The organism is Nonomuraea aurantiaca, from assembly GCF_020215705.1.
In the GTDB taxonomy this organism is placed as follows: Bacteria; Actinomycetota; Actinomycetes; order Streptosporangiales; family Streptosporangiaceae; genus Nonomuraea; species Nonomuraea aurantiaca.
The window spans coordinates 37711-63024 of record NZ_JAIWNB010000017.1; the positions used below are offsets into that span (position 1 = coordinate 37711).

At 73.1% G+C, this 25314-nt stretch carries 24 protein-coding genes and 1 riboswitch; of the genes, 13 read left to right on the forward strand and 11 right to left on the reverse strand.

The features are described 5' to 3' along the window. Positions 1-214 precede the first annotated feature (214 nt). From LDL49_RS33545 to LDL49_RS33555, 3 genes are read left to right on the forward strand one after another with little or no spacing between them, the layout of a single operon-like run. Positions 215-736, forward strand: a complete 522-nt coding sequence (locus LDL49_RS33545; protein ID WP_372470494.1) for a (2Fe-2S)-binding protein — start codon at positions 215-217, stop codon at positions 734-736. Further along, entirely contained in the window at positions 736-1716 is a 981-nt protein-coding gene (locus LDL49_RS33550; RefSeq protein ID WP_225297101.1) for an FAD binding domain-containing protein, read from the forward strand. The genes LDL49_RS33545 and LDL49_RS33550 overlap by 1 nt, the downstream gene beginning before the upstream one ends. Beyond that, positions 1713-3896, forward strand: a complete 2184-nt coding sequence (locus tag LDL49_RS33555) for a xanthine dehydrogenase family protein molybdopterin-binding subunit (RefSeq protein ID WP_225297105.1) — start codon at positions 1713-1715, stop codon at positions 3894-3896. The genes LDL49_RS33550 and LDL49_RS33555 overlap by 4 nt, the downstream gene beginning before the upstream one ends. 12 nt (positions 3897-3908) lie before the next feature. Here the strand turns inward: LDL49_RS33555 and cobF are convergent, their stop codons facing one another. Then, positions 3909-4667, reverse strand: a complete 759-nt coding sequence (gene cobF / locus LDL49_RS33560) for a precorrin-6A synthase (deacetylating) (RefSeq protein WP_225297107.1) — start codon at positions 4665-4667, stop codon at positions 3909-3911. Between the two features lie 63 nt (positions 4668-4730). Between cobF and LDL49_RS33565 the strand changes: the two genes are divergently transcribed. The 4 genes from LDL49_RS33565 (at position 4731) to LDL49_RS33580 (ending at position 8058) form a co-directional block, all read left to right on the forward strand. Continuing rightward, on the forward strand, positions 4731-5117 hold the full coding sequence (locus LDL49_RS33565) for a pyridoxamine 5'-phosphate oxidase family protein (RefSeq protein WP_225297109.1): 387 nt from the start codon (positions 4731-4733) through the stop codon (positions 5115-5117). Beyond that, a complete protein-coding gene (gene cbiE / locus LDL49_RS33570) occupies positions 5114-6352 on the forward strand; it encodes a precorrin-6y C5,15-methyltransferase (decarboxylating) subunit CbiE (RefSeq protein WP_225297111.1) in 1239 nt (412 codons plus the stop codon). The genes LDL49_RS33565 and cbiE overlap by 4 nt, the downstream gene beginning before the upstream one ends. 31 nt (positions 6353-6383) lie before the next feature. Then, positions 6384-7139 (forward strand): precorrin-4 C(11)-methyltransferase, encoded by a 756-nt coding sequence (cobM, locus tag LDL49_RS33575; RefSeq protein WP_225297113.1) that lies wholly within the window; start codon positions 6384-6386, stop codon positions 7137-7139. Between the two features lie 73 nt (positions 7140-7212). Continuing rightward, positions 7213-8058 carry a cobalt-precorrin-6A reductase gene (locus LDL49_RS33580; protein ID WP_225297115.1) on the forward strand — a complete coding sequence of 282 codons (846 nt, stop codon included), beginning with the start codon at positions 7213-7215 and terminating at the stop codon, positions 8056-8058. On the opposite strand, the gene LDL49_RS33585 is transcribed toward LDL49_RS33580, so the two are convergent. From LDL49_RS33585 to cobG, 3 genes are read right to left on the reverse strand one after another with little or no spacing between them, the layout of a single operon-like run. Continuing rightward, positions 8049-9530 (reverse strand): precorrin-2 C(20)-methyltransferase, encoded by a 1482-nt coding sequence (locus LDL49_RS33585; protein WP_225297117.1) that lies wholly within the window; start codon positions 9528-9530, stop codon positions 8049-8051. The genes LDL49_RS33580 and LDL49_RS33585 overlap by 10 nt on opposite strands. A gap of 5 nt (positions 9531-9535) precedes the next feature. Further along, on the reverse strand, positions 9536-10156 hold the full coding sequence (locus tag LDL49_RS33590; RefSeq protein WP_225297119.1) for a precorrin-8X methylmutase: 621 nt from the start codon (positions 10154-10156) through the stop codon (positions 9536-9538). Between the two features lie 37 nt (positions 10157-10193). Next, entirely contained in the window at positions 10194-11450 is a 1257-nt protein-coding gene (gene cobG / locus LDL49_RS33595; RefSeq protein WP_225297120.1) for a precorrin-3B synthase, read from the reverse strand. A 28-nt stretch (positions 11451-11478) separates the two neighbouring features. Then, positions 11479-11666: riboswitch (cobalamin riboswitch) on the forward strand. A gap of 35 nt (positions 11667-11701) precedes the next feature. Between cobG and cobN the strand changes: the two genes are divergently transcribed. Continuing rightward, complete coding sequence (gene cobN, locus LDL49_RS33600) at positions 11702-15289, forward strand: cobaltochelatase subunit CobN (protein ID WP_225297122.1); 3588 nt, start codon at positions 11702-11704, stop codon at positions 15287-15289. Here the strand turns inward: cobN and LDL49_RS33605 are convergent. The 7 genes from LDL49_RS33605 to LDL49_RS33635 all read right to left on the reverse strand — a co-directional run bounded on the left by LDL49_RS33605 (position 15244) and on the right by LDL49_RS33635 (position 21643). Then, positions 15244-16611 (reverse strand): cobyrinic acid a,c-diamide synthase CobB, encoded by a 1368-nt coding sequence (locus LDL49_RS33605; RefSeq protein ID WP_225297468.1) that lies wholly within the window; start codon positions 16609-16611, stop codon positions 15244-15246. The genes cobN and LDL49_RS33605 overlap by 46 nt on opposite strands. Before the next feature lie 8 nt (positions 16612-16619). After that, the gene (cobO, locus tag LDL49_RS33610; RefSeq protein ID WP_225297124.1) at positions 16620-17222 is read right to left on the reverse strand and encodes a cob(I)yrinic acid a,c-diamide adenosyltransferase; all 603 of its coding nucleotides are present in this window, start codon (positions 17220-17222) and stop codon (positions 16620-16622) included. Between the two features lie 2 nt (positions 17223-17224). Beyond that, positions 17225-19345 (reverse strand): magnesium chelatase subunit D family protein, encoded by a 2121-nt coding sequence (locus LDL49_RS33615; RefSeq protein WP_225297126.1) that lies wholly within the window; start codon positions 19343-19345, stop codon positions 17225-17227. Positions 19346-19364: 19 nt separating this feature from the next. Further along, entirely contained in the window at positions 19365-20000 is a 636-nt protein-coding gene (locus LDL49_RS33620) for a histidine phosphatase family protein (protein ID WP_308016230.1), read from the reverse strand. Positions 20001-20006: 6 nt separating this feature from the next. Next, entirely contained in the window at positions 20007-20747 is a 741-nt protein-coding gene (locus LDL49_RS33625) for a CbtA family protein (protein ID WP_225297127.1), read from the reverse strand. Positions 20748-20755: 8 nt separating this feature from the next. Continuing rightward, on the reverse strand, positions 20756-20944 hold the full coding sequence (locus LDL49_RS33630) for a CbtB domain-containing protein (protein ID WP_225297129.1): 189 nt from the start codon (positions 20942-20944) through the stop codon (positions 20756-20758). Positions 20945-21085: 141 nt separating this feature from the next. Beyond that, positions 21086-21643 (reverse strand): M28 family peptidase, encoded by a 558-nt coding sequence (locus LDL49_RS33635; RefSeq protein WP_225297132.1) that lies wholly within the window; start codon positions 21641-21643, stop codon positions 21086-21088. Between the two features lie 515 nt (positions 21644-22158). Here LDL49_RS33635 and LDL49_RS33640 point away from each other — a divergent pair. The 5 genes from LDL49_RS33640 to LDL49_RS33660 all read left to right on the forward strand — a co-directional run bounded on the left by LDL49_RS33640 (position 22159) and on the right by LDL49_RS33660 (position 25238). Then, positions 22159-22377, forward strand: coding sequence for a hypothetical protein (locus LDL49_RS33640; RefSeq protein WP_225297134.1), 219 nt, complete (start codon positions 22159-22161; stop codon positions 22375-22377). A gap of 827 nt (positions 22378-23204) precedes the next feature. Continuing rightward, positions 23205-23696 (forward strand): fluoride efflux transporter CrcB, encoded by a 492-nt coding sequence (gene crcB, locus LDL49_RS33645; protein WP_225297136.1) that lies wholly within the window; start codon positions 23205-23207, stop codon positions 23694-23696. Further along, on the forward strand, positions 23693-24046 hold the full coding sequence (locus LDL49_RS33650) for a DUF190 domain-containing protein (protein WP_225297138.1): 354 nt from the start codon (positions 23693-23695) through the stop codon (positions 24044-24046). Before crcB ends, LDL49_RS33650 begins: the two co-directional genes overlap by 4 nt. An 8-nt stretch (positions 24047-24054) precedes the next feature. Then, complete coding sequence (locus LDL49_RS33655) at positions 24055-24417, forward strand: fluoride efflux transporter FluC (RefSeq protein ID WP_225297471.1); 363 nt, start codon at positions 24055-24057, stop codon at positions 24415-24417. Between the two features lie 5 nt (positions 24418-24422). Continuing rightward, positions 24423-25238 carry a sulfite exporter TauE/SafE family protein gene (locus LDL49_RS33660; RefSeq protein ID WP_225297140.1) on the forward strand — a complete coding sequence of 272 codons (816 nt, stop codon included), beginning with the start codon at positions 24423-24425 and terminating at the stop codon, positions 25236-25238. Positions 25239-25314: the final 76 nt, after the last annotated feature.

A 25314-nucleotide genomic window follows, 5' to 3' on the forward strand; every position in this document is an offset into this window, starting at 1 on the left:
GCCGGAATCCTTGATCACGTAGCGCAATGCCGGCGCGGCCATGCCTCCGGCGCACGGATGACTGTGAACGCCGGTCCTTCGCTCAATCGAGAGGGTGCCTATGTCTTCCGAACTTCCTGACTCATGTGTTCCGGCCGAGGCGGAGCCCGCCTCGACGGTGTCTCGGCGTACGTTCATCGCGACGGCCACCACAGCGGTGGTGGCGGGCGACCTGGTGAGCGCGGAGACGGCGGGCGCGGAGGCGGCGGGGGCCGCCGAGGCGCCGCTCAGCGGGCGCGTCTCGCTGACCGTCAACGGCGAGCGGCACGCCGCGATGATCGACAATCGGACCTCGCTGCTGGACCTGCTGCGCGAGCGGTTCGGGCTGACGGGCACGAAGAAGGGCTGCGATGCCGGGGCCTGCGGCGCGTGCACGGTCCTGGTCGGCGGTCGCCGCGTCAACGCGTGCCTGACGCTCGCGGTGCGTCTGGAGGGCGCGGAGGTCACCACCATCGAGGGGCTCGCCCCGGGAGAGGGTGACGAGCTGCATCCGCTGCAGGAGGCGTTCGTCGAGCAGGACGCCTTCCAGTGCGGTTACTGCACCCCGGGCCAGATCATGTCCGGCATCGGCTGCATCCGGGAGGGCCACGCCGGCTCGCCGGCGGAGATCCGGGAGTGGATGAGCGGCAACATCTGCCGCTGCGGCTGTTACGTGAAGATCGTCAGAGCGGTTGAGCAAGCTGCGCGGAGGACCTGATGCATCCCTTCTCCTACACCAAGGCCTCCGACCTGGAGGGAGCTCTTGCCGCCGGGCGGCGGGGCGGGCGCTACATCGCCGGCGGCACTACCCTGGTCGACCTGATGCGCGAGAGCGTTGAGCGTCCCGGCGCGCTGGTCGACATCAGCGCCCTTCCCCTGGGGGAGATCACCGCCACCGCGGGCGGGGGACTGCGCATCGGCGCGCTGGTCTCGATGGCCGAGGCCGCCGCCGACCCCAAGGTGCGGGCCACCTTCCCGGTCGTGTCGCAGGCGCTGGAGCTGAGCGCGTCGGCCCAGCTGCGCAACATGGCCACCATCGGCGGCAACATCATGCAGCGCACCCGGTGCGCGTACTTCCGTGACGTGACAGCGCCCTGCAACAAGCGCGAGCCCGGCTCGGGATGCGCGGCGCTGGAGGGGTTCAACCGCGCTCACGCGATCCTCGGCGGCTCCGACCAGTGCGTGGCCACCCACCCCTCCGACGTCGCCGTGGCGTTCGCGGCGCTGGAGGCGAGCGTGCACCTGCGGGGCCCGGACGGGGAGCCCAGTGTCGCCTTCGCCGACTTCCTGCTGCGGCCGGGCGGCACTCCGGACCGGGAGCATGGCCTGCGGCCCGGCGAGCTGATCACCGCCGTGGAGCTCCCCGCCCTGCCGCGTCCGCTCAGGTCCGGCTACCTCAAGGTGCGCGACCGGCAGTCGTACGAGTTCGCGCTGACCTCGGCGGCGGTCGCGCTGCACATCAAGGGCGGCGTGATCCGGGAGGCGAAGGTGGCCGCCGGAGGTGTGGGCACCGTGCCGTGGAAGCTGTCCGCCGTCGAACGCCACCTCATCGGCGAGCGGCCGTCCGAGGCGCTGTGGGCCGAGGCGGCCGAGCGGGCGGCCGACGGGGCCCGCCCGCTGGAGCACAACCGATTCAAGGCCGAACTGCTGAAACGTACCGTCGAACGGCAACTGCGGATCGTGGGAGGAAGCGAATGAGCCGGCGAGCCGTGGGGGCGCCGCTGTCCCGGGTGGATGGGCGCCTGAAAGTGACCGGGCGGGCGACCTACGCCGCCGAGCACGACGTCAAGGGAGTCGTGTACGCCGTCATCGTCGACAGCGGCATCGGGCGGGGCCGCATCACCGGCATCGACGCCCGCGACGCCCTGGCCCGGTCCGGCGTCCTGAAGGTGATCAGCCACCTCAACGCGCCCAAGCTCGCCTACCGTCCCAACGCGGGATCGAACAACCCGGAAGGCAGCGAGCGGCTGCACGTCTTCCAGGACGACCGGGTGCGCTTCTTCGGCCAGCCGGTCGCCGTCGTGGTGGCCACCACGCTGGAGGCCGCGCAGCACGCGGCCCGCCTGGTCGAGGTCCGCTACGCCGCCGAGAAGCCGACGACCGGCCTGGCCGGCGACCGGACGAACAAGCCCGTGACCTACGCGCGGGGCGACGCGGAGCAGGCCCTGGGCTCGGCGGAGGTACGGATGGAGATGACGTACCGGACCGCCCGCAACCATCACAACGCGATGGAGCCGCACGCCACCATCGCCCGCTGGAACGGCCACCGGCTCACCGTGTGGGACAAGACCCAGTGGGTGAACGGCACCCAAGAAGAGCTCGCCGCCGTGTTCGGCATCCCGAAGGAGTCGGTGTGCGTCATCTCGCCGTTCGTCGGCGGCGCGTTCGGCAGCGGCCTGCGGGCCTGGCCGCACGTCACCATCGCGGCCCTGGCCGCCCGCGAGACCGGACGCCCGGTCAAACTCGTCCTCGCCCGCAGGCAGCAGTACTTCGGGACGGGCTACCGGCCCGCCTACGTCTACAAGGTACGGCTGGGCAGCGCCCGGCAGGGGCGCCTGATCGCCATGACGCACGACATCAGGGCCGAGACCTCCAGCTACGAGGATTTCCAGGAGGGCGTCCTGCCGACCGGGCAGATGCTCTACAGCATGCCCAACGTCGCGCAGACCTACGAGCGGGTGCCGCTGGATGTGAACACCCCGCTGTACATGCGCGGCCCCGGCCACGCGACCACCTCCTACATCGTCGAGTCGGCGATGGACGAACTCGCCCACGAGCTCGGCCTCGACCCGATCGAACTACGCCGGCGCAACGAACCCGACGACGACCCCGCGACCAGGCGGCCGTTCTCCACCCGGCGGCTGCGCGAGTGCTACACCGTGGGCGCCCGCGAGTTCGGCTGGGACCGGCGTAACCCCAAGCCGCGCTCCACCCGTGACGGCGACTGGCTGATCGGCATGGGCATGGCCGCAGGCGTCTATGACACCAATCGCGGCGCGGCCCAGGCGCGGGTCAGGCTCGACGCCCGGGGGAGCGCCGTGGTCGAAGCGGCGTCCAGCGACATGGGACCGGGCACGTACACGTCCATGACCCAGGTCGCCGCCGACGCCCTCGGCCTGGACATGCGCGCCGTGACCTGCCGGCTCGGCGACTCCATCATGCCGCCGACCCCGCCTCACGGCGGTTCCATGACCATGGCCAGTGTCGGCTCCGCCGTCCAGGACGGCTGCGACAAGCTGCGCCGCCAAGCCGTCGCGCTGGCCGTGGGGGACGAGCGGTCGCCCCTGCACGGCGTGGACGCGGGCGACGTCGTGGCCGGTGACGGGCGGCTGCACGTCAAGGGCGATCCCACGCGCGGTGAGACGTACCAGCAGCTTCTTGCCCGAAACAACCGCACCCATCTCGAAACGCTCGGCTCCTTCACGCCAGGGGAGAGCCGCTTCTCGATGTACGCCTACAACGCCACGTTCGCCGAGGTCGCCGTCGACCACCGCCTCGGCCTGGTCCGCATCCGGCGGATGCTCGGCGTCTACGACGCGGGACGCATCATCAGCCCCAAGCTCGCCGACAGCCAGGCGATCGGCGGGATGGTCGGCGGCATCGGCGCCGCCCTGCTGGAGCACACGGTCACCGACCCTCGCGACGGCAGGATCGTCAACGCAAACCTCGCCGACTACCTCGTCCCCGTCAACGCCGACGTCCCCTCGCTGCGCGCGATCTATCTCGACGGTGATGACCGCGAGGCCGACCCCATCGGGGTCAAGGGTCTCGGTGAGGTCGTCTTCACCGGCGTGGCGCCCGCCATCGCCAACGCCGTCTTCCACGCCACCGGCCGCCGCGTCCGCGAGCTGCCCATCACCGCCGAAGCGCTGCTTTGACCACGCGGGTCCTCAGTTGTCCGTGCGGGGGAGGCGGCGCAGCAGGTAGGTGTCCATGATCCAGCCCTTGCGGGCCCTGGCCTCGGCGCGCAGCTCGCGGATCCGGTCGCCGACCTCGGCCACCGGGCCGGACACCAGGATCTCGTCGGGGCTGCCCAGGTAGGCGCCCCAGTGGATGTGGAAGTCGTCGAGGCCGGCGAAGGAGCAGTGGGCGTCCAGCATGACCACGACGTCGTCGGCGGACGGGCCGTCCTCGGCCAGGCGGCGGCCGGTGGTCAGGTGCACGGGGCGGCCGACCTGGGTGAGGCTGGTGCGGTGGCGGGCGGTGAGCGCGGCCACGCTGCTGACGCCGGGGATCACCTCGTAGTCGAAGGTGACGTTCCCGCGTTCGAGGATCTCCTCGACGATGGTGAGCGTGCTGTCGTACACGCCCGGATCGCCCCACACCAGGAACGCCCCCGTCTGGCCCTCCTTCAGCTCGTCGCGGATCAGCGCCTCGCAGGCCAGCGCGCGGCGGGAGCGCCAGTCCTCGACGGCGGCGGTGTAGGCGGGGGTGGTGCGGTCGCGCTCGGGGTCGCGGGCCTCGGCGATCCAGTACGGCGGGCGGCCGTGCTGGTCGATCAGGTCCAGCCGGAGGCGTACGAGGTCCTGTTTGACCTCCCCCTTGTCGACGATGAAGAACACGTCCGTGGCGGCGATGGCCTTGGCCGCCTGCAGCGTGAGATGGTCGGGATCTCCGGCGCCGATGCCGATGACGAGTAGCCGCTTCACCCGCACGAGTCTGCCAGAGAGCTGGATATACGATATGCCTCCGCAATTCCCTCGAGGAGGCTCGTGAATCTGGTCGAGCAGGGCGCCGCTTTCGCCGCGTTCTGGCAGGAACGGCACCTGTGCACGCTCTCAACGGCGCGTTCCGGCGAGCCGCCGCACGCGGTGCCGGTCGGCGCGACGCTGGATCTGGAGACCGGCGTCGCGCGGGTGATCACCTCGGGCACCTCGTACAAAGCCCGGCTCATCGCAGCGGACGGCGCGCTGGTCGCGCTCTGCCAGGTGGACGGCCGGCGGTGGTCGACGCTGGAGGGGCGGGCCGTGGTGCGTACCGAGCCGGAGCAGGTGGCCGACGCCGAGCGCCGTTACACCGCCCGCTACAAGCCGCCCCGGCCCAACCCGGCGCGGGTGGTCGTGGAGATCCAGGTGACGCGCGTGCTGGGCAACGTGTGATCACCGTCGTCGGCATCGGCGCGGACGGCTGGGACGGGCTGGCGGAGGAGTCGCGACGCGTACTGGAGGCGGGGGAGGTGCTCATGGGCGCCGCCCGGCAGCTCGACCTCGTGCCCCGGTCCGCCGCGGAGCGGGTGGCCTGGCCCTCGCCGCTGCTGCCCGCGCTGCCCGAGCTCATGGAGCGGTACGCCGGTCGCCGGGTGTGCGTGCTGGCCAGCGGCGATCCGATGTTCTACGGCATCGGCTCCACGCTGGTGAGGCTGCTCGGCGCGGCCCGGATCAGGGTGCTGCCGCATCTGTCGTCGCTGTCGCTGGCGTGCGCCCGGCTGGGCTGGCCGGTCGAGCAGGTGGACGTGGTCAGCCTGGTGGGCCGCCCTCTGGCCGCGCTGAACGCGGCGATCCTTCCCGGACGCCGGGTGCTGGTGCTCGGCGCCGGTCGTGACGCCCCGGCTCTGGTGGCGGGGTTGGTGGCCGGGCTCGGGTACGGGCCGAGCCCGATGACGGTCTTGTCGGACCTGGGCGCGGCGTCGGAGTCCGTACGGACGGGAACGGCCGCGACATGGGCGGCCGCCGAGCCGTCCGGGTCGGGACAGGACCGGAACGCGTCGTCGATCTTGCAGGTGATCGCGGTGGAGTGCGTCGCCGGGCCTGGCGCCGAGCCGTTCGCTCGTGTGCCCGGACTGCCGGACACGGCGTTCGAGCATGACGGGCAGCTCACCAAGCGGGAGGTCCGGGCCGTCAGCCTGTCACGGCTGGCGCCGCTGCCCGGCGAACTGCTGTGGGACGTGGGCGCGGGTGCGGGCAGCATCGCCGTCGAATGGATGCGCGCCCATCCGTCGAACGCCGCCGTGGCGGTCGAGAGCAGGGCCGATCGCGCCGCCGCCATCGGCCGCAACGCCGACCGGCTCGGGGTTCCGGCCCTGCGCGTCGTGGAGGGGCGAGCGCCGGTGGCGCTGGAGGGCCTGCCCGCGCCGGACGCGGTGTTCGTCGGCGGCGGCGCCACCGCGCCCGGCATGCTGGAGACCTGCTGGGCGGCGCTGCGGCCCGGCGGCAGGCTCGTGGTGAACGCCGTGACCTTGGAGTCGGAGTCCGTCGTCGCCGGATGGTACGCCCGGCTGGGCGGCGATCTGGTGCGCCTGTCCGTGCAGCGGGCCGCACCTGTTGGCGGGTTCACCGGCTGGCGGGCCGCGATGCCGGTGACCGTGTGGTCGATCACCAGAAAGGACGTGCCGTGACCGTGTGGTCGATCGCCAGGGGGGACGTGCCGTGACCGTGTACTTCATCGGGGCGGGCCCCGGCGCCGCGGATCTGATCACGCTGCGCGGGCTGCGGCGGCTGGAATCGTCGCCGGTCTGCCTGTACGCGGGCTCTCTCGTACCCCGCGAACTGCTGGAGTCCTGCCCGGCGGAGGCCAGGCTGGTGGACACCGCGAACCTGACATTGGACGAGATCGTCGCGGAGCTGGCCGCCGCCCACGCCAAGGGCATGGACGTGGCGCGGCTGCACTCGGGGGACCCGTCGGTGTTCAGCGCGGTGGCCGAGCAGATGCGCAGGCTGGACGTGCTCGGGGTACCGTACGAGGTGGTTCCGGGCGTTCCGGCGTTCGCGGCGGCGGCGGCCGCCCTGGGCAGGGAGCTGACCGTGCCCGGTGTCGGCCAGACGGTCATCCTGACCCGTACGTCGGCGCGGGCCACTCCGATGCCCGACGGCGAGGACCTGACCACGCTGGGCGCCGGCCGGGCCACGATGGTGCTGCACCTGGCCGTACAGCGGATCGACGCGGTGGTGGCGGAGCTGCTGCCCTCCTACGGGCCGGACTGCCCGGTGGCGGTGGTGGCGCGGGCGAGCCGGGCCGATGAGGTGGTTCTGCGCGGCACGCTGAGGGACATCGCGGGGCAGGTCCACGAGGCGGGCATCCGCCGTACGGCGGTGATCGTCGTCGGCCGGGTGCTGTCGGCGACACAGTTCCCGGACAGCCACCTGTACAGCGCGGAACGGGAGCGATCATGCGACGGGAACTGATCGCGCTGCTCCTGCGGCAGAGCGGCCGGTGCCGCCGGACGAGCGGCACAGCGCAGGGGCGCAGGATCATGGCATGAGACGGGTTCTGATCCTGGGCGGCACGGCGGAGGCACGGGCGCTGGCCGCCGAACTGGCCGCCGCCCCGGGCGTACACGTGGTGTCGTCGCTGGCCGGGCGGGTGACGAACCCGAGGCTGCCGGTCGGCGAGGTGCGCGCGGGCGGGTTCGGCGGGCCGGACGGGCTGGTCACGTGGCTGGCCGCCGAGCGGATCGACGCCGTGGTGGACGCCACGCACCCGTTCGCGGCACGGATGACGGCGTCGGCGGCCGAGGCGTCGGCGCGCACGGGCGTGCCGCTGCTCGTCCTGCGCCGACCGGGCTGGCCGCAGGGGCCGGACGACACCTGGCAGCGCGTCGACTCCCTGCAGACCGCCGCCACCCGCTTGGCCGAAGCCGCCACTGTTCGCCTGGCCGTCGCCAAGCCGGTCGAACCGACCGAACGGACCGAACCGACCGAACGGACCGAGCCGGCCGAGCTGGGCGAGGGCACTGCCCAGCCGGCCGGGCCGGTGCGGGTGTTCCTCACCACCGGGCGCCGGAGCCTGCCCGTCTTCACCGGGCTGGCCGGGGTGTGGCTGCTGGCCAGGTCTGTCGATCCGCCCGAACCGCCGGTCCCCGCCAACGTACGCGTGCTGCTCGACCGTGGCCCCTACACGGTCGAGGGCGAGCGGGCCCTCATCCGCGAGCACCGTCTGGAGGTGCTGGTCACCAAGGACAGCGGCGGTCAGCTCACGGCCGCCAAGCTCGTCGCGGCCCGCGAGCTCGGGCTACCGGTGATCATGGTGGACCGGCCGCCGCTGCCGGCGGGTGTCCGCCTGGTGGAGACCGTGCGTGCGGCGGCGCTCTGGGCTCAGGGGTAGCGGCGCGGGGTGTACACGACGCCGCGAGCGGTGACCCGGGTCGTGGAGGAGCCGACGATCAGCAGGCAGCGCATGTCCACCTGGGCCGGGTCGAGCTCCCCGAGCGTGGTGACGGTGACGCTCTCCTGCGCGCCGCCGACGTCGCGGCCGACCACGACGGGAGTGGCGGCGTCGCGATGCTCCAGCAGCAGGTCACGCGCGGCGGCGAGCTGCCACGTACGGCTGCGCGAGGCCGGGTTGTACAGCGCCAGCACCAGGTCCGCCTTGGCCGCCGCGGTCAGCCGGTCGGCCACCACGTCCCACGGTTTGAGCAGGTCGGACAGCGACAGCACGCAGTAGTCGTGGCCGAGCGGCGCGCCCGCCCTGCTGGCCACCGCCTGCGCGGCCGTCAGTCCGGGCACGATCCGCACCGGCACGTCGGGGAACCCGGCCGCCGCCTCCTCCAGCACCGCGCTGGCCATGGCGAACACCCCGGGATCGCCGGAGGACACCACGGCCACCCGCGCGCCCGCCGCTGCCAGCTCCAGCGCGTGCCTGGCGCGCTCGGCCTCGACCCGGTTGTCGGTGCGGTGGCGGCGCTGGCGCGGGTTGGGCGCCACCCGGTCCACGTACGGGCCGTAACCGACCAGGTCGGTGGCCGCGGCGAGGGCCTCCTGCGCCTCCGGCGTGAGCCACGGCCGCCCGGCCGGGCCGAGGCCGATGACGGTCACCTCACCGCGCCCCTCGGCCACCGGCGGCTCGGGGACGAAGGTGCGCTCGGCCGGGCTGGCGAGCAGGGCCAGCGAGAAGTACGGAACGCCGTCGGCGTCCACATCCTTGAGCGGTGCGACGCGTTCGGCGCCCATGGTGGCGCGCTCGACGTACCAGGCGTCGTCCAGCCGCCCGGCCTCGGCCAGGGCATCGCGTACCTTCTCGAACGTCCTGCCCAGCTTCAGCACCGCCGCCGAGTCGGTGCCGCGCAGCCGCTCGGCCAGCACTTCGGCGGGCAGCGTGCCGGGCAGTACGGTCAGCACCTCGTCCCGCTCCACCAGCGGCCGCCCCAGGACGGCGGAGGCGGCGCTGACCGAGGTGACGCCCGGCACCACCTCGGTCGGGTAGCGGTGGGCCAGCCGCTTGTGCATGTGCATGTAGGAACCGTAGAACAGTGGGTCGCCCTCGCTCAGCACGACCACGGTCCGGCCCGCGTCCAGGTGGGCGGCCAGCCGTTCGGCGCAGCCGGCGTAGAAGTCGTCCAGCGCGCCCTGGTAGCCGCCGGGGTGGTCGGTGGTCTCCGTGGTCAGCGGATACAGCAGCAGTTCCTCGATCTGCCCTTCCCGCAGGTACGGCAGCGCGATCGAGCGGGCGATGCTGCGGCCGTGCCTGGCGGCGTGGTAGGCGATCACGTCCGCCTCGCCGATCAGCCGGGCCGTCTTGACCGTGACCAGCTCCGGGTCTCCCGGGCCCAGTCCGACCCCGTACAGTCGTCCCGTCATCGCCGTCACTCCGTCTCGTTCGCGATGGCGTTGACCGCCGCCGCGGTCATCGCACTGCCGCCGCGGCGCCCGTGCACCACCAGGTATTCCAGGTCGCTGTCCGCCAGGGCCCGCTTGGACTCGGCCGCGCCGATGAAGCCGACCGGCACGCCGAGCACCGCCGCCGGCCGGCCGGACCCCTCGGCGACCAGTTCGAGCAGCCGGAACAGGGCGGTCGGGGCGTTGCCGATCGCCACCACCGCGCCGTCCAGCCGGTCGCGCCACAGCTCCAGGGCGGCGGCGCTGCGGGTGGTGCCGAGGCGTTCGGCCAGCTCCGGCACGCCTGGATCGCCCAGGGCGCACACCACGTCGTTGCCCGCCGGCAGCCTGCGCCTGGTCACGCCGGAGGCGACCATCTGCGCGTCGCACAGCACGGGCGCGCCGCGCCGCAGCGCCTCGCGAGCCCGGACGACGACCGAAGGCGACCAGTCCAGGTCGGCGACGAGGTCGGTCATGCCACACGCGTGGATCATCCGCACCGCCACCTGGGCCACATCCGGGGGCATCCCGGTGAGATCGGCCTCGGCACGGATGGTCGCGAACGAGCGCCGGTAGATCTCGGCCCCGTCGCGCAGGTAGTCGGTCACTGAAGCCTTTCCTCGTATCGGTCGAAGGTGCCCGCCATCACCGCGGCCGTTCCTCGTAGCCGTCGGCGGTGGCCACCATCTGGACCACCCGGCCGCGGGGCAGCCCGCAGCGCCGCTCGCAACCGGACCAGTGCACCGGTGTCGCGGCGGGCGCGTCCAGGGTCGTCACCCACCGCCGGGCGTCCTTCTGCACGTCCGCCAGTGACTTGGCGCAGCCGGGACGACCGGTGCAGGCGCTCACCCCGACCCAGGGCGACGCCGGATCGGTCACCAGCCCGGCCACGGACAGCTGCCGCACCGCCCGCTCGGCCGCGGCGGGGGACAGGTCCAGCAGGACGACCGTCCGCCACGGCGTCAACCGCACCGGCACCGCCCCACCGTCGGCGGCGGTGTCGGCGATCGCGCGTACCTGAGCGGCGGACAGCCGCCCGAGCGGCACCACGGCCTCCAGCGCCACCCCGCCGTCCCGCTGATCTACGGGTCCAGGGCGACGGGCCGAGCAGGCAGGGGAGACCGGAACAGGGGAGGCGTCCCGGGCGGTCGTCGCCCGGTCATCCGCCGCGTCCAGGTGGTCGGCGACCTGGGCGGGACGGTCCGCCTCGCCGAGATGGGCGGCGATCCGGACGGGGCCGTCCGCCAGCTCCGCGATCCGCCACGCGGCCCGGTCACGATCGGAGAGCCCGCGCTCCCGTTCGTCGAGGAACGCCTCGGCGGCCGCGATCATCTGCCCGACCGCCGCGTCACGGCGCACGACAAGCCCGGCGTCCACGCCGGCCAGCAGCATCGTACAGGCGTCACCGCCCGCTCCCGCAGGCACGAGAGTGACATCGGCGGCCAGCTGCCGCGTGTCACCCGTGCCGTCGTCCAGCGCGAACAGGAAGCGTCCCGGCAGCCCGGCCAGCCGGGACCGCGCGCACAGAGCCAGGTCCAGCGCCTCTACCAGGGGTTGCGTGTCCAGCAACCCCGCTGGGCCGCGGCCGCCGAGCGGCGAGGCGACGATGTTGCGTACCCGTTCGTGCGCGGCCGAGGGGAGCAGGCCGGCGGCGGCGATCCGTTCGGCGAAGGCGGCCGGCGCGCGCAGGCCGCGCACCTGTACGTTCGCCCGCGACGTGAGCTCGATCACCCCGGAGCCCAGCTCCGCCGCGCAGGCCGCCAGCTCACGCAGCTGCCCGCCGGAGATCGCGCCGCCGGGCAGGCGGACCCGGGCCAGCGGGCCGTCGGCCGCCTCGTGCACCTGAAGCGCTCCCGGACAGGCGTCGGGCCGGATCCGTCCGGAAAAGTCGGCTATGGACACGATGAGGATGGTAACGCCACTTCTGGCGGAGGTTGATCCTGCCGTAGGCTCCTGGGTAGGCGATGGCAAAGGGAGGAAGCCGGTGCGAATCCGGCGCGGTCCCGCCACTGTGACCGGGGAGCGAACCCCACCGCAGGCCACTGCCCGGCAACGGGTGGGAAGGCCGGGGTGAGCGCTGATCCGGGAGCCAGGAGACTCCTGCCGTCGCGACACCCACGACCGGGGCGAGGACCCCGAGGGAGGATCGCGCCGTGCCTGGCGACAGCCGTACCGTCCTGCTGCTCTCCACCTCCGACACCGACCTGCTGAGCGCGCGTGCCTGTGGCGCCGCCTACCGCCTGGGCAACCCCGCCCGGCTCACCCCCGACGATCTGCCCGGCCTGCTGGAAGGGGCCGACCTGGTCGTGGTACGCCTGCTCGGCGGGCGCCGGGCCTGGCAGGAGGGGCTCGACGCGCTGCTGGCCGGACCCCGTCCGGTCGTGGTGCTGGGCGGCGAGCAGGCGCCGGACGCCGAGCTGATGGAGCTGTCCACGGTGCGCGGCGGCGTCTGCGCCGACGCGCACGCGTACCTGGCGCACGGCGGGCCCGCCAACCTGGCCGAGCTGCACGCCTTCCTGTCGGACACCGTCCTGCTGACCGGGCGCGGGTTCGCGCCGCCGGCGCCCACGCCGTCCTGGGGGCCGCTGGAGCGCGAGGCACGCTCACACGAGGGGCCCGTGATCGGGGTGCTCTACTACCGGGCGCACCACATGGCGGGCAACACGGCCTTCGTCGAGACGCTCTGCGCCGCCGTCGAGGAGGCGGGCGGGCAGGCGCTGCCGGTGTTCTGCTCGTCGTTGCGCACCGCCGAGCCCCAGCTGCTGGACACCCTGCGGGTCGCCGACGCGCTGGTGGTGACCGTGCTGGCCGCGGGCGGCTCGCGTCCCGCGACGGCGGGCGCGGGCGGGGACGACGAGGCGTGGGACGTGGGCGCGCTGGCCGCGCTCGACGTGCCGATCCTGCAGGGCTTGTGCCTGACCACGTCCAGGCAGGCGTGGGAGGACGACGACGACGGCCTCTCGCCGCTGGACGCCGCCTCGCAGGTGGCCATCCCCGAGTTCGACGGGCGGATCATCACCGTGCCGTTCTCCTTCAAGGAGATCGATCCGGACGGGCTGACCGTCTACGTCGCTGACCCGGAGCGGGCCGCGCGGGTGGCGGGCATCGCCGTACGCCACGGGCTGCTGCGCCACACCCCGCCCGGTGGGCGGCGGCTGGTGGTGATGCTGTCGGCGTACCCGACCAAGCACTCCCGCGTCGGCAACGCCGTCGGCCTGGACACCCCCGCCAGCACCGTACGGCTGCTGGCCCGGCTCGCCGAAGCGGGCTACGACCTGGGCGAGGGCTTCCCCGGCGTGGCCGAGCAGGACGGCGACGCGCTCATCCACGCGCTCATCGCCGCGGGCGGCCAGGACCAGGACTGGCTGACCGAGGAACACCTGGCGGGCAACCCGGTGCGCATCTCCGCCGCCTCCTACGAACGCTGGTACCGCACGCTCCCCGCCGGCCTGCGCGCCGGGATCGAGCGGCACTGGGGACGCCCGCCCGGCGAGCTGTTCGTCCATGACGGTGACATCGTCCTGGCGGCGCTGCGTGCCGGGAACGTGGTGGTGATGGTCCAGCCGCCGCGCGGCTTCGGTGACAACCCGATCGCCATCTACCACGACCCCGACCTGCCGCCCAGCCACCACTACCTGGCCGCCTACCGCTGGTTGTCGGCCGAGTTCGGCGCGCACGCGATGGTGCACGTGGGCAAGCACGGCAACCTGGAATGGCTGCCGGGCAAGTCGGCCGGCATGTCCGCCTCGTGCGGCACCGACGCGGCCCTCGGCGACCTGCCGCTGATCTACCCGTTCCTGGTGAACGATCCGGGCGAGGGCACCCAGGCCAAGCGGCGGGCGCACGCGGTCCTGGTGGACCACATGGTGCCGCCGATGGCGCGGGCGGAGACGTACGGCGACATCGCCCGGCTGGAACAGCTCCTGGACGAGCACGCCACTATCGCCGCCATGGACCCGGCCAAGCTGCCCGCGATCCGCGCCCAGATCTGGACGCTGATCCAGGCCGCCCGGCTCGACCACGACCTCGGGCTGGCGGATCGGCCGCACGACACCGAGTTCGACGACTTCATCCTGCATGTGGACGGCTGGCTCTGCGAGGTGAAGGACGCGCAGATCCGCGACGGCCTGCACGTGCTCGGCCAGGCGCCCACCGGGCAGGTCAGGGTGGACCTGGTGCTGGCCATGCTGCGCGCCAGGCAGATGTGGTCGGGCCGCGAGACCCTGCCCGGCTTACGTGAGGCGCTCGGCCTGTCCGAGGACGGCACGGCGGGGCTGGCCGAGGTGGACCGGGCCGAGACGGCCGCCCGCGCCCTGGTGGCGGCGATGGAGGAGCGAGACTGGGCGCCGGAGGCGGCGCAGGAGGTCGCCTGCGCGCTGCCCGCCGATCGGCGTGAGCTCGTCACGCGGGTGCTCGCGTTCGCCGCCGCCGAGGTGGTCCCGCGCCTGGCCAGGACGACCGACGAGCTCGACCACGTCCTGCACGCCCTGAACGGCGGCTACGTGCCCGCCGGGCCGAGCGGCTCGCCGCTGCGCGGCCTGATCAACGTGCTGCCGACCGGCCGCAACTTCTACTCCGTCGATCCCCGCGCGGTGCCCAGCCGCCTGGCCTGGGAGACCGGCCAGGCGATGGCCGAATCGCTGCTGGAGCGCTACCGCGCCGACACCGGCGACTGGCCGCGCTCGGTGGGGCTGTCCGTCTGGGGCACCAGCGCCATGCGTACGGCCGGCGACGACGTGGCCGAGGTGCTGGCCCTGCTCGGCATCCGCCCCGCATGGGACGAGGCGTCCCGCCGGGTCACGGACCTGGAGCCGATCCCGCTCGCCGAGCTGGGCCGGCCGCGCGTCGACGTGACCGTCCGCATCAGCGGCTTCTTCCGCGACGCGTTCCCGCACGTGGTGGCCATGCTGGACGACGCCGTACGGCTGGCCGCCGGGCTGGACGAGCCGCCCGAGCACAACTACGTACGCGCCCACGTGACCGCGACCGGCGGCGAGGAGCGCCACGCGACGATGCGGATCTTCGGCTCCGCGCCGGGCGCCTACGGGGCCGGGCTGCTGCCGCTGATCGACAGCCGCAACTGGCGCGACGACGCCGACCTGGCCGAGGTGTACGCGGTCTGGGGCGGCTACGCCTACGGCCGCGACCTCGACGGCGTGGCCGCGCGCTCGCAGATGGAGGACGCCTACCGCAGGATCGCCGTGGCCGCCAAGAACGTCGACACGCGCGAGCACGACATCGCCGACTCCGACGACTACTTCCAGTACCACGGCGGCATGATCGCCACCGTCCGCGCGCTCACCGGCCGGGCCCCGGCCGCGTACGTCGGCGACAGCACCCGCCCCGACGCCGTGCGCACCCGCACCCTGTCGGAGGAGACCTCACGGATCTTCCGCGCCAGGGTGGTCAACCCGCGCTGGCTGGCGGCGATGCGGCGGCACGGCTACAAGGGCGCCTTCGAGCTGGCCGCGACCGTGGACTACCTGTTCGGCTACGACGCCACGACGGGCGTGGTGGCGGACTGGATGTACGACAAGCTCGCCGAGACGTACGTGCTGGACCGGGAGAACCAGGAGTTCATGGCCCGGTCCAACCCGTGGGCGCTGCACGGCATCGCCGAACGGCTCCTGGAGGCCGCCGAGCGGCGCATGTGGGAGCACCCGGACCCGGAGATCCTGCGCGGCCTGCAGGAGGTCTATCTCAAGACCGAGGGGGACCTGGAGGACGACACGAGCCGGTGAGCGAGGTCCGGCGATCCGGCCCAGTGCAGGTGCAGGTAGGACGCGGTGACCAGCGGGTCGCCGTGTCCGTCCGGGCCCCCGCCCCGGCTCCGGAACAGCGGCTCGCCCGCGTGCTCCACGGTGGTCCGGTGGAACTCGTGCCCGTGGAAGCGCTCACCCGCCCTGGTCAGGGGCGAATCCTTCAGGGCCACGGCGTCCCGGTAGCCGAGCGTGAGCCTGCCGGTCATCCGCGCCCGGCCCGGCACCCGCCCGCACATGCGCCGCCCGTCCAGCTCCTCGCACAGGTAGAGCAGCCCGGCGCACTCGGCGGCGATCGGCCCGCCGAAGGACGCCACCTGCGCACGCAGCGGCTCGTTGGCGGCCAGCTCGGCGGCGTACACCTCGGGGAAGCCGCCGCCGAGCACCACCGCGGCGGTGCCGTCCGGCAGCTTCTCGTCGCGCAGCGGGTCGAAGGCCGCCACGTCCGCACCGGCCGCCCGCAGCAGCTCGACGTGCTCGGCGTACCCGAACGTGAAGGCCGCCCCGCCCGCCACCGCCACGACGACACTCGCTCTCTCCTCGACCCGCGCGCCCTCCTTCGCCGCGTCCCAGGCCGGGCCGGTGAGCGCAGACGCCGTCGCCGGGTCCCACGCCGTGGCGGCGAGCGCGGGCGCCGCCGTCGCCAGCCTCATCAGCCCGTCCAGGTCGCAGGAGCGCGTCACCAGGGCGCCGAGCCGTTCCACGGCCCGTACGGCCTCGGCCTCCCGTTCGGCGGCGGGCACCAGCCCCAGATGGCGGGAGGGCGTGGCGACGGCGTCGTCACGCCGGATCGCGCCGAGCACCGGCACGCCCGCCGCCCCCAGAGCGGCCCGGCACAGCTCCTCGTGCCGGTCCGAGGCCACCCGGTTGAGCACCACCCCGCCCACCCGTACGCGCGGGTCGAACGTGGCGAACCCGTGCACCACGGCCGCCACCGACCGGCTCTGCCTGGCCGCGTCCACGACCAGCACCACCGGCGCGTCCAGCAGCCGGGCGACGTGCGCGGTGGAGGCGAAGTCGCTGTCGCCCTTGCCGTCGAACAGCCCCATCACGCCCTCGACCACCGCCACGTCGCACCCGGCCGCACCGTGCAGGAACAGCGGCGCCACCCGCTCCTCGCCCACCAGCCACGGATCCAGGTTGCGCCCGGGACGCCCGGCGGCCAGCGCGTGATAGCCCGGGTCGATGTAGTCGGGCCCCACCTTGTGCGGCGAGACCGCCAGCCCGCGCGCCCGCAACGCCGCCATCAGCCCGGTGGCCACGGTCGTCTTGCCGCTGCCCGACGAAGGCGCGGCGACCACCAGCCGCGGCACTACCACTCGATGCCTTTCTGACCCTTCTGCCCGGCGTCCATGGGATGACGTACCTTGCCCATCTCCGTCACCAGATCGGCGAGTTCGACCAGCCGCTCCGGCGCGTCCCGGCCGGTGATCACCAGATGCTGGGTGCCCGGCCGTCCGGCGAGCGTCTCCAGTACGTCGTCCAGATCGAGCCACCCCCACTTCAGCGGGTAGGTGAACTCGTCCAGCACGTAGAACCGGTACGTCTCGGCCGCCAGGTCGCGTTTGATCTGCGCCCAGCCCTCGCGGGCATCGGCCGCGTGATCCTCCTCGGTGCCGGGACGCTGGATCCACGACCAGCCCTCGCCCATCTTGTGCCAGGTCACCGAGCCGCCCTCGGCCGCGTCGCCGAGCACCTTGAGCGCCCGTTCCTCGCCGATGCGCCACTTGGCCGACTTCACGAACTGGAACACCCCGATCGGCCACCCCTGGTTCCAGGCGCGCAACGCCATCCCGAACGCGGCCGTCGACTTCCCCTTGCCCGGCCCGGTGTGCACGATCAGCAGCGGTCTCGTCCGGCGCTGCCGGGTCGTGAGACCGTCGTCGGGCACGGTGGCGGGCTTCCCCTGCGGCATGATCAGACCGCCTTTCGATGATCGCGTACGGCCGAACCCAGATTCCGTTGATCGCGTCCGGCTGAACCCAGATTCCGGTGATCCCGTACGACCGACCCCAGGTCGGAGAGCGCGTCGAGCGAGACGAGGCCCGCCCGCAGCCGTGCCGCCAGCCGGACCGCCAGGCCCAGCCGCACCGGGCCGCTCTCGCAGTCCACGACCACGCTCGCCGTGCCGTCCAGCAGGGCGGCGGCCCGCTCCACGTCGCCGCCCGCCGTCACCCGCCCGTCGGTCACCAGCACCAGCAGCGGCCGCCGTGCGGGGTCGCGCAGCCGCTCCACGCGCAGCACCTCCGCCGCCCGCACCAGCCCGGCCGCCAACGGCGTACGGCCACCGGTCGGCAGCGAGCGCAGCCGGGCCGCCCCCGCCTCCACCGACGAGGTCGGCGGCAGCGCCAGCACGGCGCCCGCACCGCGGAAGGTGACCAGGCCGACCTTGTCGCGCCGCTGGTAGGCGTCGAGCAGCAGGCTGAGCACCGCCGTCTTGACGGCGCTCATCCGCCGGCGAGCCGCCATCGAGCCGCTGGCGTCCACCACGAACAGTACGAGGTTGCCCTCCCTGCCCTCGCGCACCACCTCGCGAAGGTCGTCCTGGCGCAGCACCAGGCCGGGACCGTTACGCCCGCGCGCCACCTGGTGCGGCGCCGCCGCCAGCATCGTCGCCATCACGTGGAGATCGCGGACCCGTCCGCCGGGGCGGCGCGAGGCGGTGTCCCGGCCGCGCGGGGTGCGCGAGCGCGAGCGCCGCCCCGCTGCGCCGTCGCCGATCCCGGGCACCTGGAGCAACGGCACCCGGTACGGCGCCGCCGGCCCGGCCACCCGGCCCGGCGGCTCCTGCTCGCGGGTGTTCTCGGCGTCGCGCGCCGACGTTTCGCCGTCACCGGCCGGTGGCGAGGCGTACGCCGGGCCGCCGTCCTCCCCAGGCCCGGAACGGTCAGCAGGCCCGGAGGCGTCAGCAGGCCCGGAGGCGTCGGGAGGTCCGGAGGCGTCAGCAGGTCCGGACGCGTCAGGAGGTCCGGTGATGTCCGGACCCCCGCCATCGGGACCGTCCGGATCGTCCGGATCCTCATCCTCCGACGTGCTCTCCAGCAGCTCGTCGAGCAGCGACTCGTCCAGCCCCGGCGCGTCGAAGGGGTCGCGCCGCCGCCGATGCGGCAGCGACAGGCGAGCCGCCGCCCGTACATCCTCGGTCGTCACCCTCTCGCGCCCATGCCAGGCGGCATGGGCGATGGCGGCGTTGGCCGTGACCAGGTCGGCCCGCAACCCGTCCACCTCGAACGCCGCGCACACCGTCGCGATCTGCCGCAGTCGCGCGTCGGGCAGCCGCACGCCGGACACCCGGCCGCGGGCCTGGGCGATCCTGGCCGCCAGCGCCGATTCCTCCGCCGCCCACCGGGCCGCGAACCTCCCGGCGTCCGCGTCGAAGGCCAGCCGGCGTCGTACCACCTCGGCGCGTTCCACCGGATCCCTGGACGCCTTCACCTCCACCGTCAGCCCGAACCTGTCCAGCAACTGCGGCCGCAGCTCGCCCTCCTCCGGGTTCATGGTCCCGACCAGCAGGAACCGGGCGGGGTGCCGGACAGAGACCGACTCCCGCTCCACGTAGCAGGTCCCCAGGGCCGCGGCGTCCAGCAGCAGGTCCACCAGGTGGTCGTGCAGCAAGTTCACCTCGTCCACGTACAGGACGCCGCGGTGCGCGGCCGCCAGCAGGCCCGGCTCGAACGCCTTCACCCCCTCCGTCAGCGCCCGCTCCACGTCGAGCGAGCCGGCCAGGCGGTCCTCCGACGCCCCCACCGGCAGCTCCACCAACGCGGCCGGACGGCGAAGCCCCTGGACCCCCGGCTCGTGCGGGCCGTCCGGGCACTCGGCGTCGGGCGCGGCCGGATCGCAGGCGAACCGGCAGCCGGGCACCACGTTCACCGGGGGCAACTGGGCGGCCAGCGCGCGCACGATGGTGGACTTGGCGGTGCCCTTCTCACCCCGTACCAGCACACCGCCCACCCGTGGCGAGACGGCGTTGAGCACCAGCGCCAGCTTCAGGTCGTCGAGCCCGACGACGGCGCTGAACGGATACGAGACGATCAAGACAGGACCTTCCGTACGATCAAGACAGGATCTTCCGGTTGACGTGGGCGACCCGCCAGCCGCCTCGCGTGACGGTCAGCTCGGTGACGGACAGCGGCGCGAGATCGAAACGGGCGGCGCGCAGCGGGTCCAGTCCCAGCGCGTGGCCGAGCGCCGCCCGGATGGCGCCCGCGTCGCAGACGGCGACCGCCTCGGGCTCCCCGCGTCCCGAGTCGAGCCAGTCCGCCATCCGCGCCGCCAGCACGGTCAGGCTCTCCCCGCCATGCGGCGCCGCGTCCGGATCCGCCAGCCAGCTCGCCAGCGCGTCCGGCTCCTCCTGCGCGACCCGCCCGTACGGCAGGCCGCGCCACCGGCCGTGATCCGCCTCCGCGAGCGCGGCAACCACGCACGCTTCCCGGCCGAGCGCGGCGGCGGTCTGCCGCGCGGCGGCACTGGGAGCGACCCACGCCGAGCCGACCCCGGCCACCGCTGAGCCGGGCACCACCGAGCCAGCCACCACCGAGCCAGCCACCACCGAGCCAGCCACCACCGAGCCAGCCACCACCGAGGCCAGGCTGTGTGCTCTGGCCAGGCTCGCCGCGTCGGCGTCCTCGTCAGCCCCGGGAAAGCAGGCGGTCCGCATCCCCGGCGTGCTGGCGTGCCGGACGAACAGCACGCCGGCTCAGCCCGGCGAGGCGGCGGTCGCGGGTACGGCCGCCGCCCGCCGCGCCGCCCGGTCGCTCACCCATCCGAACAGCACGCCGAAGGCCGTCCAGAAAACGAGCTGCGTCCCCAGCGACACGAGCCTGAACTGCCACAGCAACGTGGCGGGGAAGCCCTGGGGCACCTCGTCCACGGTCGGCAACAGCAGCCACGCGGCGATCACCGGGACCAGGAACGCCACCCCAGCCGCGACCCACCGCGCCCACGGCCCGGCGGTCACCCGGCGCGCGGTCGCCACCGCGATCGCGATCGCGGCCAGGCCGACAAGGACCATCACGAGATAGAGGGCGGTCCGGCTGTTGATCGTTTCCGGGTCTCCGACAGCCGGTGGATTGGCCGGATATTTCACGAACGGTACGAGGATCGCCGCCCCGAACGCCGACCCGGCGGCGGCGAGCGCCAGCCCGCCCTCCGACCGTGGGCCGACCCGGCCCCGCAGACCCGCGTACACCAGGGCGAAGACCCCACCCACGGCCAGCCCGTACAGGCCGGTGGCGAGGAAGAGCCCGGCTTTCTGCCCCGGCCTGCTGACCAGCTCCTCCTCGCCGTGAGCATGGCCAGGTTCCTGCGCGGCGTGCGCCTGTTCCAGTGCGATAGCACTGTCCACCTGCGGTTCCCCGAAGGCGAAGGCGAAGCCGCCCGCGATCGATCCGGCCAGCAGGCCCAGAAGCAGGCCCCTGACCAGCAGGGTGCGTACCATGCCGAGGTCTAGTGACAGGGCACGCCGAGCAGGTGCCGCCCGTCGTGCAGGAGTTCGTGCAGATACGCACCCGTCTGCGAGATGGCTCCGTTGTCCATCAGCACCAGGTAGGCGATCAGCAGCAGTACCGGCACGGCCAGCAACCACAGCCGCAGACGGGGGAACGGAATGACGGTAGGAGCGGACAGACCACTCATCAGTGCCTCCTCAGGGATGACGCGTCCCAACAAATGAGGTCACGGAGGCCCAAGCGACCTGGCTCCCGGGATCTACGTCCCGGATACAGTGGCGCGTCCGCACCGGCATCTCACCGGATTTCCCTTGGACAACCGTGAAATCTACCGGAACGTATCCTTTCCTCCCGTTCGCGTCAACACATCGAGGAGGCCGGACGTTGGCGGTGTGAAGCGCGCACGGCTGGTGGCGGGTGCCACTCGCGGGGGGATGGAGCGCAGGTTGAACGCGTAGCGCGCGGCGGAGTCGGCGATGGCGTCCGCGTCCACGTCCAGCGCCGTGGCGTCGATGTTGGCGATGGTGTCGCACGCCTGGTGGTAGCAGGCGTCGTTGGGGACCCCGGCCGTCCCGCCGAACAGCGCCGCCTCCGCGGCCGTCTTGATTCCCTCGGCACCGGTGAAGATGCCGCCGGCTGGTATCCCGACCGCGATGAACGGCCCGTAGTCCGAGCGCCCGTCGAAGTCCGTGCCGACTGTGGGCAGGCCGCGGGAGCCGTTGAACGCCACCAGTTGCTTCTCGATCTCTGTCGAACCGGGCGGACCGGCCGGGGAGCCCCGTTGTCGGAGTTGTCCCCGTCGTACAGCTTGTAGGCGTAGTTCGGGGAGGCCACCATGTCGAAGTTCAGATACAGCTGGATGCGGTCCCCGATGCGCTTGTGACAACGACCCGACGTACTGATCGGAGCCGAGCAGCCCGATCTACTCGGCCGCCCAGAAGGCGAAGCGGATCTGCTTGTGGCGGTGTGGGCGGGGTTATGGTCAGTCGGGAGTGGCGGCTGTGTGTCGCTCGCATGTTCGACCCGGCGGGTCAACTTCTGGTAGTGTAACGGTCACTGTCGGTGAAGGTTTGGATGGGTGGCGGGTGATCCGAGCGGGTCGGTGGAGTGCTGGCGTGGAGGCGCAGACCTCGTGGCGCTTCCGCCGCTGTGGTCGCCAACTGGTGGGTTTGCCGGCCCGTATGGTGCTGGGGGCGGTCGGGGATGGCTGAGGCGTTGCGGCCGATTCGGGCGCCGTTCGTGGCTACCGGGCCGTGCGGGGCGGCTGTCCGTGACCGGTCTCAAGGGCTTGACGGCGCAAGATGAGCAGGTGCTGAGGTTGGTGGGCGCTCATCTTGGCGTCCTGGCTTCGCGGGATCTGGCGGTGCGTTGTCGGGATGGGCTGGGGCATTCCGCTCAGGCGTGGACGGCCCGCAAGCGGGAGCTGACGCCGCTGTCGTCATCACGCTGGGCGGGCAGCATCACAAGGCCAGCCATGACCAGTGGGCGCTGACCCGCCGCCGCCAGGCGGCCCACATCCACTCCCTCGAGGCGGGTATCGCCGTGATCGGGCACCGGCTGTCTCAGCCGATCGGCGCCAAGGGCTCCAAGAAGGCGCCGGGCGGCTACCGCAACAAGTAGGAGTGGCATGCCAAGACCCGCCGCCTGCATACGCTGACCGACCGGCTGCAGCGGGAACGGGCCGACTTCGAGGCCGGGCGGGTGCGGGTGGTGCGGGGCGGCAAGCGGCTGCTCAACACCCGGCATCACCTCCAAGCCGCCCAGCTGTACCCGATTCGGCGACGGACGCCACCGCCTCCGCATGACCAGAGCGATCGTGTGGGGCATCGGAGCGTCCAGGCCGATCGGCGTGCCGCCGGGCATGAGGGAACCCGCCACCGCACACCGGACCATGCACACGATGCGCCGGGCCCGGATACGGCCAGAACGCGGGCAACCAGCACGCCCAACACCGTTCGGGGCGCGCCAGTGCAACTCACGTTCACTGTCCAGGAACGGTTGGAGTAGAACCACAGGCCGCGGTTCCATCTCGTCGGTGCTGGTGCCGCGTACCCGCAGGTAGGCGTCGGTCTGCACATCGCGCAGCGGGCGCCGGATGATGGATTCCCGGCCCTGCCGGCGCCAGGCGCGCGGGCCGAAGCGCGCCACGACCTGGGTGGTGGGGTGTCGGCGTCCAGATTGGACGCCGTTCACCTACCCGGTGATGAGGTTGACGCGCTGCACTTGCGGGCGGTCATCGTTGCCGTTCTTGCCCTCCAGTCGCTGAGCGAGAGCCACTACCAGGTCCTGTTGGGGCCGATCGGTATAGTCGAGGGGAACCTCCCTGGAGGAGGTCGCGGTGGTGGGGCCCACCGCCTCGCCGCCGATCCGGTGGCGGGCAACCGTGGCACCCAGCCGCCAACGGTCCCTACCAGAGGTTACTTTGAGCTGCTGGTAGGAGGATCTTCATGTCCCGTCCTGAAACGGAGCGTCCCATGGACGCCGACGTCGACCTGCGGGTGCCCGCCCAGCGTGCCGAGCTGCGCCGGGCTCCGTGGACGACGCTGGGAGCGATCGCGCTCGGCGGCGCGGCGGGCGCGCTGGCCCGCTACGGCCTGGGCGTGGCCTTTCCGCGCCAGGCCGGGGCCTTTCCGTGGACGACGCTGGCCATCAACACCGTCGGGTGTCTGCTGATCGGGATGCTCATGGTGGCCATCACCGAGGTGTGGTCCGCGCCCGGCTGGGTGCGTCCGCTGCTGGGCGTGGGCGTGCTGGGCGGGTTCACCACCTTCTCCACGTACATCCTGGAGACCAACCAGTTGCTGGAAGGCGGCGCGGCTCGCACGGCGCTGGCGTACTTGGCGCTGACCCCCGTGCTGGCACTGATCGCGGTATGGACCGGCAGCGCCGCGGCCCGTGCGGTGGCCCGCCGACGCGTCGGAGAGAGCAGGCGGGCATGAAACCGGCCGGAGCGGCGCTACGGCTGACCGTCTACGTCGGCGACACCGACACCTGGCAGCACAAGCCGCTTTATCACGAGATCGTCCACCGCGCGCATGCGGCCGGGCTGGCCGGGGCGAGCGTGTTTCGCGGTATCGAGGGCTACGGCGCCTCCAACCACGTCCACACCTCGCGCATCCTGTCGCTGTCGGGAGACTTGCCGGTGTCGGTCGTCATCGTCGATGCCGCCGAACGGATCCGGGCCTTCCTGCCGCAGCTGGACGAGCTGATCTCTGAGGGGCTGGTCATCTTGGACGAGGTCGAGGTGATCCGCTACGTCGGCCGCCCCAGCAGCGGGAGGGGCCGGTGAGCGGCCCGCTGACAGTGGCGCTGGTGGCGGTCGGCGCGGCGATCGGCGCGCCGCTGCGCTACCTGGCCGACCGGCTCGTCCAGGCGCGCCACGATTCCCTGTTCCCGTGGGGCACCTTCACCGTCAACCTGGCCGGCTCGGCGCTGCTGGGCTTCCTGGCCGGACTGCCCGCCGAGGGCACGGTGATGGCCTTCGCCGGCGCCGGGTTCTGCGGTGCGCTGACCACCTACTCGACCTTCAGCTATGAGACCCTGCGGCTGGCCCAGGACGGCGCCCGCTTCGTCGCCTGGGCCAACGTGGTGGCCAGCGTGGCCGGTGGCCTGGGCGCGGGCGTGTGCGGGTTCGCGCTGGCCCACGCTGTGATGGGCTGAGCCCCGTGGTGATCGATGCCGCGTTCGCGGCGACGCCGGCTGCCGCGTTCGCGTGGACATCGGATGTGGCGCTCGCTCTGCCGTCGGTGATCGATGTCAGGTCCGCGCTGACGTTGGCGGCCTCGTGCGCGGCGGCGTTCGTGCTGGCGGTGGTCTCGGCGGTGGCCGGGTTCGGTGGTGGGGTGCTGCTGCTGCCGGTCTTCACCGCGCTGTTCGGGTTACGCGTGGCGGTGCCGATGCTGACGCTGGCCCAACTGGCCAGCAACGGCTCCCGCGTCGTGTTCAACCGGCGTGAGCTGCGCCGGCCGCTGGTGGGCTGGTTCGCCCTCGGCGCCGTCCCGCTGGCCGTGGCCGGCGGCCTGCTGCTGGCGCACGCTCCGCTGGGGCCGCTCAAGCGGCTGCTGGGCGCCTTCCTGCTGGTCGTGGTCGCCTGGCGGCGCCTGCGTCCCCATCCCCGCTCGCCGGCCGACCCGGCTTTCGCGGTGGTCGGGGCGGCCTCCGGGCTCGGCTCGGCGCTGCTGGGCTCGGTCGGACCGCTCACCGCGCCGTTCTTCCTGGCGTACGGCCTGACCCGGGCCGCCTACATCGGCACCGAAGCGGCCAGCGCCCTGGTCATGCACCTGGCCAAGATCGCCGCCTATGGCGCCGGGGACCTGCTCAGCTGGCGCGTCCTGACCTACGGCGCGGCCTTGACCCCGGCGACGCTGGCCGGCGCCTGGCTGGGCAAGAAGATCGTCGCCCGGGTCAGCGACGGCGCGTTCGTCGTGGCGGTGGAGGACGGGCTGGTGGTGGCCGGCGTGCTGTTGCTGATCGGCCTGTGACCCGGCGCATCCCCATGGCGCGGCTTTCAGCGGCCTGTGCCGGACTGGTCGCGAACGGCGGCGGTGATCCGGATCG